General features: G+C 50.8%; 15 protein-coding genes and 1 pseudogene. 1 reads left to right on the top strand and 15 read right to left on the bottom strand.

Going from position 1 to position 13,665, the window contains the following annotated elements; genetic code table 11:
- Window positions 1-66: 66 nt before the first annotated feature.
- The 9 genes from ACFPMF_RS15495 to ACFPMF_RS15455 all read right to left on the bottom strand — a co-directional run bounded on the left by ACFPMF_RS15495 (window position 67) and on the right by ACFPMF_RS15455 (window position 9,465).
- Window positions 67-684 (bottom strand): hypothetical protein, encoded by a 618-nt coding sequence (locus ACFPMF_RS15495; protein ID WP_379846687.1) that lies wholly within the window; start codon window positions 682-684, stop codon window positions 67-69.
- Window positions 685-688: 4 nt separating this feature from the next.
- The gene (locus ACFPMF_RS15490; RefSeq protein WP_379846685.1) at window positions 689-1,657 is read right to left on the bottom strand and encodes a hypothetical protein; all 969 of its coding nucleotides are present in this window, start codon (window positions 1,655-1,657) and stop codon (window positions 689-691) included.
- 11 nt (window positions 1,658-1,668) lie between these two features.
- Window positions 1,669-2,103, bottom strand: coding sequence for a TraQ conjugal transfer family protein (locus ACFPMF_RS15485; RefSeq protein WP_379846683.1), 435 nt, complete (start codon window positions 2,101-2,103; stop codon window positions 1,669-1,671).
- The gene (locus tag ACFPMF_RS15480; RefSeq protein ID WP_379846681.1) at window positions 2,100-2,687 is read right to left on the bottom strand and encodes a conjugal transfer protein TraO; all 588 of its coding nucleotides are present in this window, start codon (window positions 2,685-2,687) and stop codon (window positions 2,100-2,102) included. The genes ACFPMF_RS15485 and ACFPMF_RS15480 overlap by 4 nt, the downstream gene beginning before the upstream one ends.
- A complete protein-coding gene (traN, locus tag ACFPMF_RS15475; RefSeq protein WP_379846678.1) occupies window positions 2,684-3,544 on the bottom strand; it encodes a conjugative transposon protein TraN in 861 nt (286 codons plus the stop codon). The genes ACFPMF_RS15480 and traN overlap by 4 nt, the downstream gene beginning before the upstream one ends.
- A gap of 4 nt (window positions 3,545-3,548) precedes the next feature.
- Window positions 3,549-4,793 carry a conjugative transposon protein TraM gene (gene traM, locus ACFPMF_RS15470; protein ID WP_379846676.1) on the bottom strand — a complete coding sequence of 415 codons (1,245 nt, stop codon included), beginning with the start codon at window positions 4,791-4,793 and terminating at the stop codon, window positions 3,549-3,551.
- A gap of 304 nt (window positions 4,794-5,097) precedes the next feature.
- A complete protein-coding gene (traK, locus tag ACFPMF_RS15465; protein WP_379846674.1) occupies window positions 5,098-5,736 on the bottom strand; it encodes a conjugative transposon protein TraK in 639 nt (212 codons plus the stop codon).
- A 6-nt stretch (window positions 5,737-5,742) separates the two neighbouring features.
- Window positions 5,743-6,903 (bottom strand): hypothetical protein, encoded by a 1,161-nt coding sequence (locus tag ACFPMF_RS15460; RefSeq protein ID WP_379846672.1) that lies wholly within the window; start codon window positions 6,901-6,903, stop codon window positions 5,743-5,745.
- An 87-nt stretch (window positions 6,904-6,990) separates the two neighbouring features.
- Window positions 6,991-9,465, bottom strand: a complete 2,475-nt coding sequence (locus ACFPMF_RS15455; RefSeq protein ID WP_465262191.1) for a TraG family conjugative transposon ATPase — start codon at window positions 9,463-9,465, stop codon at window positions 6,991-6,993.
- Between ACFPMF_RS15455 and ACFPMF_RS15450 the strand changes: the two genes are divergently transcribed.
- The gene (locus tag ACFPMF_RS15450) at window positions 9,419-9,556 is read left to right on the top strand and encodes a hypothetical protein (protein WP_379847217.1); all 138 of its coding nucleotides are present in this window, start codon (window positions 9,419-9,421) and stop codon (window positions 9,554-9,556) included. The genes ACFPMF_RS15455 and ACFPMF_RS15450 overlap by 47 nt on opposite strands.
- 30 nt (window positions 9,557-9,586) lie before the next feature.
- Here the strand turns inward: ACFPMF_RS15450 and ACFPMF_RS15445 are convergent.
- The 6 genes and pseudogenes from ACFPMF_RS15445 to ACFPMF_RS15420 form a co-directional block, all read right to left on the bottom strand.
- Window positions 9,587-9,805 (bottom strand): annotated as a pseudogene (locus tag ACFPMF_RS15445) (DUF4133 domain-containing protein); the annotation flags it as partial.
- 5 nt (window positions 9,806-9,810) lie between these two features.
- On the bottom strand, window positions 9,811-10,140 hold the full coding sequence (locus ACFPMF_RS15440) for a DUF4134 family protein (protein WP_379846670.1): 330 nt from the start codon (window positions 10,138-10,140) through the stop codon (window positions 9,811-9,813).
- A 740-nt stretch (window positions 10,141-10,880) separates the two neighbouring features.
- Window positions 10,881-11,369, bottom strand: a complete 489-nt coding sequence (locus ACFPMF_RS15435) for a hypothetical protein (RefSeq protein WP_379846666.1) — start codon at window positions 11,367-11,369, stop codon at window positions 10,881-10,883.
- Between the two features lie 11 nt (window positions 11,370-11,380).
- Window positions 11,381-12,034, bottom strand: a complete 654-nt coding sequence (locus ACFPMF_RS15430; protein WP_379846663.1) for a hypothetical protein — start codon at window positions 12,032-12,034, stop codon at window positions 11,381-11,383.
- On the bottom strand, window positions 12,009-12,509 hold the full coding sequence (locus tag ACFPMF_RS15425; RefSeq protein WP_379846660.1) for a hypothetical protein: 501 nt from the start codon (window positions 12,507-12,509) through the stop codon (window positions 12,009-12,011). Before ACFPMF_RS15425 ends, ACFPMF_RS15430 begins: the two co-directional genes overlap by 26 nt.
- The gene (locus ACFPMF_RS15420) at window positions 12,490-13,260 is read right to left on the bottom strand and encodes a ParA family protein (RefSeq protein WP_379846657.1); all 771 of its coding nucleotides are present in this window, start codon (window positions 13,258-13,260) and stop codon (window positions 12,490-12,492) included. The genes ACFPMF_RS15425 and ACFPMF_RS15420 overlap by 20 nt, the downstream gene beginning before the upstream one ends.
- Between the last annotated feature and the right edge of the window lie 405 nt (window positions 13,261-13,665).

Genomic DNA, 13,665 nt, shown 5'->3' with positions numbered 1-13,665 from the left:
AGGGTGGATATCAAATACCCACCCTCTCGAAAGACTTTATTTTTCCAGACAGGCTGGACGATTTCGCTAGTTTGCTACAGCCAATACATCGAATGTGCCTGTAACCTGCGGGTTCTTATTGGTTACATTGGTGCCGTACCCGGTCAGGCTGGCGTCGAATGTCCCCTGAATCCGGTACAGGCTCGAACTACCCTCCTGGCGCACAAGTGTTGACTGTTCAATAGTCAGGCTGCCGGCATTGGTGATGTAGGTAACCGGTCCCGGCAAGTTCAACACCAGATCAGCAATCTCACCCCGCGGATTCGGCGTCATAAGGCCCATAGGGTACGATCCCTTGTTGATTGTCCGCATGATCGTTAGCGTGGCATTAGATCGATGCTCGGCAGGCACCATGGAAGACTGCTCATAGGTTCGGGGCTGGTTAAAGGTTGCATACATCCAAACCTCATCCCCAGCCGAGGCCGAAGCCCCAACCCCTGAGACCGTGCCGCCATCCTGCACCTGTTCACGGCCTTGAGCGGCCAGGGTAATCCCACCGTTGATGGTTATTCTTCCTGACCCTTTGTAATTTGCGAGGCTAGACGGCATCACCAGATAGTCAGGCAGGTCAATATCAGGATCCTTGTTGCATCCTGCCATTAATGCTATAAACAACAATGCCGTAGCCGCCCGAATCGCTTTCATACGCCTATTTTTTTGTTCCGTGTAAAATCATGTCGTTTCGCTGTTCATTCAACTCACCAAAGCGTTTCTTTGCTTCCGTGCTCATGTTGGTACCCAATGCGACTGTTTGTTGATAAAGCTCAGACATTCTGATGTGCAGATCGTCAATAATCTTAATCCGTTCCGAGTCGGTTAGCTTCAGGGTTTCAGAGGTATAAAACTCAGTAGGCATCTGAAAGTTATCGGTCACATAGCCCACCAACGTGTTAATGGGGTTGCCTGAGCTCACTCCCGCCAGAATGCCGCCTAATCCGGGGGCTATGATATTGGCCACAAGTGTAACCAGCTTGGTAGCATTGCTCTGCCCCTTGGCAATCGTCTGTTTGTAGAGGTCTTCTTTCATTTTTATTAATTTCCCCTGCAACTCCAGCCGGGTGGCTTCATCCAGTTTATCCCAGTCTTCAGGAGCCAATACACCGTATGAGGCCATCAAATCCGTCATCTGCTGAGAAAGGTCATTCGCTGGATTACTACCGGTATTGGTAGCAAACTGGACGTTAAAAATAGGCAACGGCGGCAATTGAATCATATTTCCCGACTTGGTAACGGTCTGAAGCTGGGTCTTAATGATTTTCGCCTTTTCCATAAGTGAATTGTATTGGCCCATGTAATTGTATGAAAAACCGTTTCGAAAGGCTGAATGGCCTTCCAGGTTGCTGGCCATTGTCACATACCTGGAGCGGAGCCCGTAGAGATCATCGTGCATCTTTAAGATTTCCGCAACCTTGTAATAGTTAGTAACCCCTTTGGAAACGACAATACGGGAGTTAATGTCCGCAATGGTCATTTTCTGGATACGCTCCTGAATAATCCGGATGATTTCCAGCTTTGCCGCCTGCTCAGTTTCACTATCACCCGATAGATTAATAATTTGAGCCTGAGCCACGCCCGTAGCCAGCAGACCAGCGAAAAGAAGTGTAAGTAGCTTTTTCATGGGAATGGGGATTAAGGAGTGACCTGAAAGTTGATGCGCACGGTATCAGGCTGGGTATAGCCCCGCTCCTGCTGGGCTACCAGGACAATTTGATTTGTCCCCGCCGCAGCCGGGGTAAACAGGCACGATGAGCGTCCCGGCGCCAGCGGTACCGGTACTTTCTGAGGAACAGCCGTTGAATCCATCGAAAGCCGACCTAAACCCATTTGCTGATAAAACACCAGCCGATAGCCCGTCTGAGAGTAGTACGAATCGGTTTGCAGATTCAGGTAAACCCGCGTCTGCTCCCCTACTTTTAGAACTGCCGAAACCGGAGCCGCACTAAACTTGATTCGATAGGGCCCCTGAATGTCGAGGCTTTCTTGCTGACAGCCTGCAACGGCCAGCAGAATAACTACAGATTGCAGCCCGACCCATAGAGTCCTGATGTTAAATAGCTTTTTCATTCTTCGTCGTTTGCGGGTAAAATAATCTTGATTCCAATGCCAGCGTTAAAGCGCGTGGGTGTTACCGAAGAGCGAAACAGGTAATGCTCCTTAGCTCGCACCAGCAGCACCAGGTTGCCAGTCAACAGGTATTCCGCTTCAATGGCTACCGTAGGGCCAAAAATCCACGTGGAGCGGTTGGTGATGCGGGCACCCTCCACCGTCCGGCGATCATTGTTGATCGACTCATAGCCGCCGGCCGCCCCGATTCCGGCATTGATGATCAGTGATCGGCTGACCCGGCCCAGAATCCGCGTATATACTTCAGCGGTACCGAGCCATTGTTGCAGGGGTACCCGAACGGCATCGTAAGCGTACCGCTTCTCGTTGAGGTGAGCCCCAACCTTCCAGTATAAATAACGCGTTTGGTACTTGCTAAAGGCCAACCCAGCGAAGTAGCCGAAATTGTCCTGATCCGGTAGCCGGAAGCCATCGACGGCTCCCGCCGACAACTCGAACGCGGTTTGTCCGGCCTGGTGGAGCTGCGCCTTACTGGCTGTCACCAACCCGAAAACAAAGGAGGCGATTATCCAAAGCTTTTTCATAGCGGACGGGCAGCGGCTAGTTCTTCGGTTCCAATCGGCAAGGTGAGCATTCGGCCCCCTTGCTTTTCATTGACCTGTACCATCAGCCTACGGTCTTTCTCCAGCGTCATGCGGTTAATGGCAATGACTTTGGTGATCTCCTTACGGTGCGGCACGGTGGTTACATCAGCATCAAAAACCTTAATTGGCTCGATGGACATGTCCTGTGAGGTAGAACTTTCCCCGGATTTTTTGGCCTGTGTGACAAACACGTGCAGAAAATCCAGATCGAAATCCATTTTGGAATCATTGTCCAGACCCAGCACCAAGAACATCACATCCTCGCGGTAGAGGATATTCTTCAGGTGCAGATTCACCCCCTGCTGCTGGGTGCCAATATGTTTGATCCGGCGCTTAGAACTCATGGCCAGTTCCCCTAGTCCGTTGAGTTGATCCGCCAGACGGGCGTTTGATCCGGTGCTAACCCTGGCTGACTTGGGAGCCAGTGAAGCCGCCCCAAGTTTGGTCAGATCGTAGGTCAGGACCTGCGGAACTTCCTCATAATTGACCAAAAAACTAAACAGCCTACCGTCGGCCGTAATAATGGTCAGGTTACTCTCCATCAGTGACCGACCGGCAGCTTTGACCCGAAACACATTACCGGCGTTACCCACCGCTTCGCCGACCAGTTCCTTGCTGCCCAGATCGGCGTATTTGATCTCATAAGGAAAGATCAGGTGCGTGGTCTTATTGGCCGTTACAGCAATGTTATAAGAGGACTGGAAGGCTGTCTGGTCCAGCGTGCGGGTGTAGGCGATCTGGGCCCAGGAGCTTACTGCAGAAAGCAAAAAGAAGGTAATTAAAAATAGCTGTTTCATGGTGTTAGATGGATTTTAGGTGTAACTGATAGCCGCCTTTGAGGTGAATCTGACTTTGACGAACCTGAGAGGAGGCACTAAACCGGGCGGCATTCAGGACCGTATTGACCAGCATACTGCGGGTAGGCAAATTCACCCCCTGCACCGCTGACGATTTGAGCTGCTCCCCTAACTGATCCGATAGCCCCGGCGCGTTTAACCCTGTTCCCCCATCCAGGTCCACCGCTTCCAGATCGAGCGGAATTAGTTGATTCCCCAGTTGCAGGTTTTGCACCACCAGCCGCAGGCGGTCGCCATCGGGCAGGCAACTCGCGTGAACAATCGTATTGGCCGGTACCCGGATCCCATCGATGACCACCGCCTTTGTAAGCCGTAGTTTAACGGGTTGTCCGGCCTTGACGCTCTGATCATCGTGAACCACCGCGGGGATCAGCGTGATCACCGACCGCTTGTTGTAGCCTGAACTTTGCAGGGACGTCACAACGCCCTGCTGCCGATTACCGCCAACCGGAGCCGTATTGAATGGATTTTCCACTACTGGAGAAGGGGTTTCTCGATCCAGCCGGGACGCGGTTGTATTGTCAGCCAATTGAATAAAATTCGGTGTGCGGCCGGAATTCGTTGTTGAGGCAGCGGGTACTGACTCAGCCAATGAAGTGGCCTGATTGGGACTGGCCCCCTTGCGGACGGACTGATAGGAGTTAAGTTGATTTTCAAGCTGTTGATCCGTTTGGTTAGAATTGACGTAGTAGGGCTGTGGAGCATGATACTGAAAGCCTTGCTGCGTGCCGTTTTTGTGAGCTCTGCGGGACTTTTGAGGCTGGGCGGTGTGTTGTGCCGAGGGGGCCGCTGATTGAGGAGCAGGCGGATTTGAAGCCGTGTTCATTGCTTGAGTAACGGTCGGTTCAGTGGCCTGGTCATTGGGCAGCGTCCGCAGTCCATTACTGGTGGCAATCTTTTCGGCATTCGTGAATTTCGACAGGGTTTGTCCCCCGGTATTGCCCACTAAAGGCGGCTCAACGGTCTGTTGTTTTAAATCAGAGTCCTCAGCACTGGGCACATTCATGTTAAAGCCCCTGAAGCCGGAATTTGCTGCGCTCTCGCTTTGTAAGGCGCCTTTACCCCCGGAGCTAATCCAGAAGAGAGCTACCAAGAAAGGCACAACGATAACCGGGAAGACCAGATAGGCTTTGCGCCGATGAAAGAACGCATCATCAGATGATGCTAACGTGGCAGTGGCGGTACTCATGGCGTTTTTTGTTGTTTAGTGCGATACTCAGTGGCCAGGCTGTCCAGTCGGCGTAAGTCCTTTTCGATTCGCAAATCCGAACGCGGCACACTGACCTGCTTAAAGAGTTGCTGCATAGGCTTGATAATCTGATCGGGACTAACTTGCGGTTGTGCTTCTCTTGGCCGGTTTAGTGCGCCAATAAGCTTATTTACACTACCTCCCAGCAGGAGCAGTAGCATCCCAGCGACCAGAATGGCCCGCGACCGGTTAGATAGTCCGGAAATCCAGTTCCCAATGCCTAGAATCACTTTCCCCAGGTATTTCATCGTTTTAGTTCTTCTATGTCGGTGTTGTCGATCGGTTCGAACTTTTCAATCAGAAAACCGTGAGGGTTTGCCTCTGAGCGGCTAACGTTGCGCAGGTACCCCGCAGAAATCAGGCGCCTGGTCGTAATCTTAGTAGGCCGGATGATCTGCTGACGGGCATAGGAACGGAACCGGTAAGGGTACTGGTTTAAGTCCAGTTGAATGCTGTCTACCTGGATCTCCTGCGAAACCGAGCCCTGAATCATGTCCCGGTAGTATCCGTTCTCTTTCATGTCCAGATACAGGCGGGAAATGCTCTCATCACCATAAGCAAGGGCCTCGTTAATATGCTCTTCGATGCTGCGACCATCAGGGTCCAGCGTAAAGAACAGTTCGTGAAAGCGCTTGATGTGGTCGCGAGCTTCAACGGGCCGGTTTTCTCTGACATCCTGCCGAAGGGCGGCAATAAGTGTTTTACCTTGTTCCACTACGTAAATCCGGCTGTCAGCCTCGGTTTTCACCCGGTAGGCAAACACCAAAGCACTGACGGTGATCACGACACATGCGCCCACGACGACAAAGGCCAGTATGCGAATATTGCGGTAGGAAGTCTCCAGATTCCGCAGCGACTTAAAAAAGGTTTGATTGGGGGTCATAACTTATCAGGATTGTTGTTTGGAACCGGTGATATTTCGCATTTCGTGCTGGGCCGCCCGGCCGTAGTAAGCGGCTTGTTGGGCCACCGCTTGTCCCGCCATAATCGTACCCCCCAGGGCCATTTTCCCCGCATCGACAACCATCCCTCCCACGCCCATAGCTCCTTTACCCACCAGGCCCGCGCCGGCCATTGCTGCCGGACTAGCCGCACTGACCGCGGCGGCCGCCATTGAGGTGCTCATGCTCGTAATCCGCTGCATGGCAGAGCCTACTCCGGATGAGGAAATGATGTAGCTGGCAATCGTGGGTATGGTCAGGTAGGAAAGCGTCGCAATGATCATAAACACCAGATAAATGGTGTCACCCGACTGCCCTTCCGGAGGGACGTTGTTTGTTAGCTCGAGGTATTGCAGGGCCAATACCTTGCCCTGCAAATACCCTACAATCGACCCCAAGATATTGGCCAGTGGAAACCAGAGCGAAACCTGAATGAAGCGGGCAATCCACAGTAAATGACTGTCCTGAAAGCCCGGAAAAATGGCAATGGCAAAAGCTAACGGGCCAATCATGGTCAGGATAATCAAAAAGAAAGCCTGCACAGTAAGTATCACCAGACGCACGGCCAGAAAAAAGGCGTAGAAGAGGTTTTTAAGAAAGGCGTCAAAACCCTCATTAATATACGTTCGGTACTTTTCTACCAACAGGTTGATGTATTGCCCTGTCTGCCATAGGCTGGTGTCATCAATCTGCTTGTTAAGCTCCAACAGCTTTTCGTGCTGTTTCTGAAGGCGCAGGGCTTCGATCTGCTGGACCCGTGATGTTTGAACATCTACCATTTGTTGGGTAGCAGCCTGCAACGGCTTGATCATGGCGCCAACGAAATCCGTTACGATCGTAAAGTTGAGGGCCAGAAATCCGATAGCAAAGGGACGTAACAGGGGCCAAACATCCACGCCCTCGGCGTAGGCCAGGTGGCGAAGCACTCGAAACCCAATGAACAAAAAGGACGCAATGCCGGCGATGCCCGCGGCCACGTCACCAAAATGACCCATGCCCTGAAGCACCTCCTGGTAAGCTTGGGTAATAGTCTTTTCGAAAGACTCGAACTTGCTGTAGAACCCATAATCAACATAGGTACCCTGTCCGGGAATCTGAAGTAAAATCATAGCATCAGGTTTTTAAAGACCGCTAGGAAACGGTCAGGAATATTTCTGGCTGTTTTTTGGGAATATTTTTCTGAGTTTTTACAGAAATCAGGCGATGGTCTTAAATCGGCGCGCGTCGGCAAAGTCAGTGATGGCGACCTGGATATCACCCCCGGCCTGTTTTGCCCGCTGACGAACCTCCACCTGCTCTCTTTGCTCAGTTGTGTAGGCAGCATACTCCTCCAGACTAACCTCGGTTGCATAGACTTTAGAGTAAAGCCCTAGCGCAATAAATACCTCTTTGTATTTTCGACGGGTATCGAGGTCTTTGTTAACCGACAGCACCAGTTGCTTTTGCTTCTCGGAAAGACCCAGCAGTTGGCGAACCTCATCAAATCGGTTTTGATACTTGGATTGGTCCAGTAGAATCTTACAATCCGAGTTATTGATGACAGCATCTTTGACAATTTGATTGCCGATGATATCATCAATCTCCTGCGTGACAATTACCGCTTCTCCGAAGTACTTCCGAACCGTCTTGAATAGATATTGGATGTAAGTGGCCATACCCTCCTTGGCAATTGCTTTCCATGCCTCTTCAATCAGGATCATCTTACGAACACCCTGGAGTCTGCGCATCTTAGATACAAAAGTTTCCATGATGATCAGCGTTACCACCGGGTAAAGGATCGGGTGATCCTTGATGTTATCGAGTTCAAAGACGACAAACTGCTTGTTAAGCAAGTCGATCTTCAAATCAGAGTTCAGTAGATAGTCATACTCGCCGCCCCTGTAAAAGGGCTGCATGGTCAGAAGAAACTTCTGAACGTCGAAGTAGTCTCGCTCGTACTTCTTTTCGTCCAAGTACTTGCGGAATCCATCCTCAGAATCGCAGTATTCGTAGAAGCCGTTAAAGCTGGCAGAGTTGGGGTCTTTTTTGATTTCCTTCAGGTACTGCTCAACGGCATCCGACAGGGCAACCTCCTCGGTGCGGGTGAAGGCTTCCGTTTCTTTCTTCCACAGGGTCAGCAGCAGCGTTTTGATCGATTCTTTCTTTTCGATGGTAAACTGCCCATCTTCCGTATAGAAAGGGTTGAATGTAATCGGCCGATCCTCTTCGTAGGTCAGGTAAACGCCGTCTTTACCGTGGGTCTTTTGATTGATCATCTCACATAGCCCCCGGTAAGAGTGCCCCACGTCAACCAGCAGGATATGCGTCCCCTGTTCGTAGTACTGACGAACCATGTGGTTGGTGAAGAAAGACTTTCCGGATCCAGAGGGGCCAATGATAAACTTATTCCGGTTGGTCGTCCAACTCCGTTCCATTGGCTCATCGGACAGGTCTACCCAAACCGGTTTACCGAAGCGATCACAGAGACGTATGCCAAAGGGTGATAATGAGCTGCGGTAGGATGACTCCAGGTTAAACATACAAACCGCCTGTTCCACGAACGTATAGAAAGTATCATCAAAAGGCAGGTCGCCCGCATTTCCCGGTATACCGGCCCACAGTAAACGGGCAGCATCCTGTGTATTGTGCTTAGGCAGGCAATCTAGCTGTGCAATGGCGGACGAAGCCCGGGCGCGTATGTAATCAATCTGCTCAGGCTTTTGGGTCCACACCATCAGGTTATAATGGGCCCGGCAAACGGTGCGCTGCTGCTGGATAGCCTCCTGAATGTAACGCTGCGTCCAGTCCCGGTTGATGGCATTCTCGTTGGAGTACAGAGACAGTGAGTTCAGGTGTCGTGTCTGTTGTTCGAACTCGCGCAAAGAGGTCGGGCCGTCTTCAATGGTAATGTACTGATTGTAGATGTGATTACAGGGTAGCATCAAACCTACTGGCAAGACGTTGCCGACCGCAAATTGCGTACTGTCGGATGAGAGCGGGGTGTATTTGCCCATCACATCAATGGCAGGAGGCATGGCATCTACATCGGAAAGGGTGAAACAGATAACTTCCTTATCCCCTACCCTAACGTGTCCATCAATGTCCCAGTCTTCCAGGGTAATCTTCTTGGTGCCGTCTGGCTCTAGCCGGAAGTAATTCGGGATAATCCCTTTATCCCCTTTCTCACTCACCAGGTCTTCATCCTTCAGGCGTTGAACCGTAATCCCGCCATCGATCAAAATACTCTCAAATTGATTAATGGCATCATAGAAACTTTGAAGCTCTCTAGGGTCAACCTGATCACGCGGAACAAGCCGCCGACGGGTCAGGCTGTGGCGATTGCTTTTCTGCTTCTGCCGGGCCTTGGGCAGTTTGCTGATGTAGAGGTAGCAGTAGTGATTCAGAAACGGGCGCTCAACAAAGTGCCGCTCGAAGGCCATTGTTAGGAAGCTCGTATCTTCATGACTGGCGTTGGCCTGGTGCTGATGGGTGCGATATTTCTCTTCAATGAACCAATCCTGTTTGTGAAGGACAGTCCCAACCGGCAGCATTTTGATGGCTTTACACATCGCGCTATGAAGAGACCGGTAATCATCGGCGGACTGGGTGAAGATTTCCGGCAGTAACACCCGGTATCCAACCGTTATGTCTGCCATCTTACTGACGATGCAGTTATTTTCGATTGCCAGCAAAGGCAGTGCCTTTTCTATGGCTCTGGCGTTTAGTCTCACGGAGTTGAGCGAATGGTTTGGCGGAAGAAAAGATGATTGCTTTGGGTTGTGAACGGGTGGCCTCCTGCTTGGTGAGCCCCCAGACTCCGTGTTTGGCTGACATTCGCATACAGTACCACAGGCCACCTAGGGTAATGGTAAGTACGACGACGGTAATCAGGTACGCATTGGCATGGATCCCGTAGAGGATAAGGGCCAGGAGGAGACTACTGAAAACAATACCAACTGCCAGGTACAGGTAGTTTCCTTTCAGTCCCTTTAGCTCTACGGGTTTGCCAATGCCTTTGTTAATTTCCAACATCCGGCTTAACCAAAGAAGGACGTTAAAATCGCGCCTACAGCCACCAAAAACATTGCGGCTCCAAACCAGCCGGTGACACTTTTCATCGTATCGGGGTCGCCGTTATGCCACTTGCTGTAGACGCGGATGGCTCCGACTAGTCCGACGATCACCCCAATGGCCAGCACAATGGTGTTCGCTGATTGCCCGTAACCCCGAATGGTCTGAGCAGCGCTGTTCAATGCCCCTGCGCCGTTACCCCCACCGGGTTGCTGCGCCATGGCGGCAGCACTTGCAAACATTAAGATGGCTAGAGTAGCCAGTCGCTTTGCGGAAAAAAGAGTACGGTAATTCATAACTCTGGATTTGTTAAAAGGTGGAACTATATGAACTGATTGAAAAAGCGCACAGAAACCCTAAGCAGGTCGATTTGCTTTACGGAAGCCTAAATACATGTTTCGGAGCGATAAGCCACCTACAATAAGGCCCAGCCAAAGCCAACACACCCTGGCCTGTGACTCCACTAGGTCATAGTAGGTATAGACTTCCTTGTGGTCTTTAAAATCCTCTGGCGTCACTGCAACCAAAGGGTTTGACGACATCGACCAAATAAAAAAAGGGACGCAGATGACGACTACAAACCCAAAAAGCAGGGGCCCTGTCGTATTGGCTAGTTTTCGTAACATGTGTAGAAGAGTTTATGTAGTTGAAAAAAGAATGCTACGTGTTAGCCCTGATCGGTGGATTGTTCCCGCTTTCTTGCCCTTCTCCAGGCGATAAAAATCCCTAACAGCATATAGGCAAACGTTAACCCGGCTCCGGTGAAGGCTATTTCCGGAACGTGGTCAGATATCAGACGAACCAATGAGCCAGAGTCAGAGGCAGGATCAGTGAGCGGTTGACCCGCAAAGCACCCAATCTGAGCCAACAAAACAGCAGCCGTAACGGCTAGCCACCGATTAGTAATACGAGGGTTGTTATTCATGGCCTGTGCGGTTAGAAATGGTCTTTTGGGCTAAATATGGCCTTTTGGGTGCAAAAAGACGTTCTAAATTAATAACTAGTATCAAATTTTGCACCTATAAGGCTAAAAAAATTATCCGACACTGAAAAGCTCATCCAAATAATCCAACTGACGCACGTAGGTAGGTTGCCCAGGTGAGTAGGGATTTCGGGGTCCTTCCTGAGCTATCTCGGCATCATTAGCGTCAACATCGCTGCGGAGTGTAACCAGACAGCGGTAGGCAATGAAAAGCATCAGGCAGCACATCCAATAAGGCCCAACGGCGTGGATTTTGTTGCCAGCGCGCAGAAATAGCAGAAAGAATAGTAGCAGGGCATTTGCACCCCAAAACAGCAGGAAGCGAATGTGAACCTGATTCCAGTAGAGGGTACGTGATTTCAGGTATGTGCTGCGATCATAAGCCACAAGCTGTAGCAGGGCTTTGGCCACCGCGGGCAATCCCATGCGTGTGAACATCATTATGACTCGGCAGGAAAAGCCGCTGAGCCAGATGACCAGGCGGAAACTGAGAACAACGCCTACCGCTAGCAGAAAGTACAGTACGAAGTGTGAAAAGGTCATTTTAGTGAGGGTTATCGATTGAACGGCAGATTGTCGAGATCAGCCGGTAAGGCCCGGCGACTGGCAAGCTTGGCTAACCGCTGCGGGGCCTCCCCTGCTTCCGGTTTAGCCGTTACGGTGCCATCATCGTGAACATCAAGGTCTTTGGCGGCCTCAACAATACTTTCAACCGACTCTTCAGCAAGAGGTATTGAGACGCCAACCAAGTCGCCCAAAAAACCCTCCTCTACCACATCCCCTGCAACCGGCGTATCGGGAAGGTCAACCTCTTTCTCTTGCGGTGCTGGCTCTCTCGCCGGGGCAGGGTCTAGGGCCGGAGCGGGCTCCTGATCAACGGACTTCTTGGCTGCTTTCTTTTCGCGCTTTTTACGCTCCTTCCTAGGCTTCGCGGGCGCTTCTGTCAGCACCTCCGCCGAAGCGGAGGTGCTTGGATAAGGCACCGTTTCGAACAGGTCCGAGTCGTCTTCTTCTACGTCCGGATCTGTGGCCACTGAAGGGGTTTCTTTGCTGGCCCGGGATCCAGTTAAAAAGTCTCGGATATCCTCACGGTAAAAGACCCAGCCTACAACGATGTAGTAGATAACGACGGCACTTCCAACCACTAGCCAGAAGTCTCCCCAGGTGTATTCGCTTAACATATCATTGCCCTCCTTTCTGTTGTTCACGCTGGTAAGCCTGATCAAGTTGCTCCAGCAGGTTATACAAAATATGATTGATGCTTTTGTCGTACTCAAAGGCCAGGCGTCTGAGCAGCTTGTGGTGCACTTCCGACACCCGAACCTGACGAGGGTATGCCTCCCCTTTCGGCGGTGCTTCTTCGATCACATCATCCATCGACAGGGCGGCCGACTTTCGGGAGCGGACTGGCTTAGGAGTCACTGCCGGTTGTTTGACTGCCGGGGCTGTCGCGGGAGCAACGGCAGCTACCGGTTCAGGGGCCGACGGAGTTTCCGCGATGGGCGCTTCTTCCACGGCTGGGGTTGACTCCTGTTTTAAAGCTTCTACCGGAGAAGGAGCGGGCGCAGGCGTTTGGTGAACCGGTGGAGGAGGCACCATCATGGCACTGAATTTACTGGCCTTGGCGGCATGCTGCTGCTTGGCTACATCGGACAATTTGGTTTTACTTTGTTGTTCTGCCATCATTGTTGGTGGTTAATAGTAAAGACTCTATTTCTGCAAATAACTCCTTCAGCCCGCTGTTGCGCAGGTACGAGGTTGGCATTGGAAAAAGTGTTGACAGGTTGGTCGAATCCTGATACGAGTCGCGCTGAGGGATTCGACTTTTTAGGGACTTAAAACCATACTGGGCAAAACTCTGATCCAACTGATCCGCAATCTCACCATCACGGGACGGTTTGTACCGGTTCCATACGACACGGCAACGCTCAGCCGGTACCAGGTCAAGCTCCCGGATTGCATTGAGGTAACTAAAGCCAGTGGTTACCGCATAACGCGAGGTCTCCATGGGAACGATTAGGTAATCCAGCTTGCTGATGGCTACCTCATAACCTTCCACATCAATACTTCCCGGCATATCAACCAATACGAGTTGCACATTTGCGGGTAGCTGGCTTAATAGCAGGGGCACATCCCCCGGGCCACCCGACAAAATCTTGTAAGGTTCAATGTCCTGCTCATCCAGTTTGGCCGCGGTTTCTGCGTCCATGTGTTCGTGCTCACTTATGCGCTGATTATAGACCGATAGCTGGGAACTATCGACATCGAGCAGGGCAACCTTGATGCCCCGTTTGTAGTGCAGCCAGGATGCCACCAGAACGGAAAGGGTAGTTTTGCCCATCCCGCCTTTCTGGGTAGCGAAGGCTATAACCGTTGGGCGCTGGATACTCTCGGCAGGAGTGCCGGCTTGTTGTGGTTCGACTTGCGGAGTCATAAGAAGAGTACGTTTGTTTTCAACCAAAGTAAGTAACAAAATTACTAAACCTCAAAATTATTTATTGACAAAATTATTAAACGACAAAGTGATAAAGTGATAAAGTTTTTTGTAATTCATATTACTTGTTGACAAAATGACAAGTAACAATTTTAACAGGGTGTATTGTAACAAATATGTTTATGTGTGAAGCTGACAAATCGACAAGTCAAGCTATAGTATTGCATACGGGTTATTTAGGCGACTTGTTACATCTTTGACAAGTCAATAAAGTGACAAAATGACAAACAATAAGGGCAATGCCTGGGGTGGGGAGTGGCACGAAAGAAGGGTTGTTAAGTTGACAAAATGACAAGTCACTAAAGTTACAAACTACCCCAGTTCAAGCACCAAAAAAAGTTTCTC

The sequence above is a fragment of the Larkinella bovis genome, from assembly GCF_042655385.1.
Lineage (GTDB): Bacteria > Bacteroidota > Bacteroidia > Cytophagales > Spirosomataceae > Larkinella > Larkinella bovis.
Note: the sequence above shows the minus strand (reverse complement) of the source record. Positions and strands in the feature narration are given on the sequence as shown.

Coding starts and splice junctions, on each gene's coding strand:
- ACFPMF_RS15420 (WP_379846657.1), bottom strand. CDS start 13,260: ATGACTCCGCAAGTCGAACCACAACAAGCCGGCACTCCTGCCGAGAGT.
- ACFPMF_RS15435 (WP_379846666.1), bottom strand. CDS start 11,369: ATGACCTTTTCACACTTCGTACTGTACTTTCTGCTAGCGGTAGGCGTT.
- traN (WP_379846678.1), bottom strand. CDS start 3,544: ATGAAACAGCTATTTTTAATTACCTTCTTTTTGCTTTCTGCAGTAAGC.
- ACFPMF_RS15490 (WP_379846685.1), bottom strand. CDS start 1,657: ATGAAAAAGCTACTTACACTTCTTTTCGCTGGTCTGCTGGCTACGGGC.
- ACFPMF_RS15425 (WP_379846660.1), bottom strand. CDS start 12,509: ATGGCAGAACAACAAAGTAAAACCAAATTGTCCGATGTAGCCAAGCAG.
- traM (WP_379846676.1), bottom strand. CDS start 4,793: ATGAGTACCGCCACTGCCACGTTAGCATCATCTGATGATGCGTTCTTT.
- ACFPMF_RS15480 (WP_379846681.1), bottom strand. CDS start 2,687: ATGAAAAAGCTTTGGATAATCGCCTCCTTTGTTTTCGGGTTGGTGACA.
- traK (WP_379846674.1), bottom strand. CDS start 5,736: ATGACCCCCAATCAAACCTTTTTTAAGTCGCTGCGGAATCTGGAGACT.
- ACFPMF_RS15440 (WP_379846670.1), bottom strand. CDS start 10,140: ATGAATTACCGTACTCTTTTTTCCGCAAAGCGACTGGCTACTCTAGCC.
- ACFPMF_RS15495 (WP_379846687.1), bottom strand. CDS start 684: ATGAAAGCGATTCGGGCGGCTACGGCATTGTTGTTTATAGCATTAATG.
- ACFPMF_RS15460 (WP_379846672.1), bottom strand. CDS start 6,903: ATGATTTTACTTCAGATTCCCGGACAGGGTACCTATGTTGATTATGGG.
- ACFPMF_RS15485 (WP_379846683.1), bottom strand. CDS start 2,103: ATGAAAAAGCTATTTAACATCAGGACTCTATGGGTCGGGCTGCAATCT.
- ACFPMF_RS15450 (WP_379847217.1), top strand. CDS start 9,419: ATGTCTGCCATCTTACTGACGATGCAGTTATTTTCGATTGCCAGCAAA.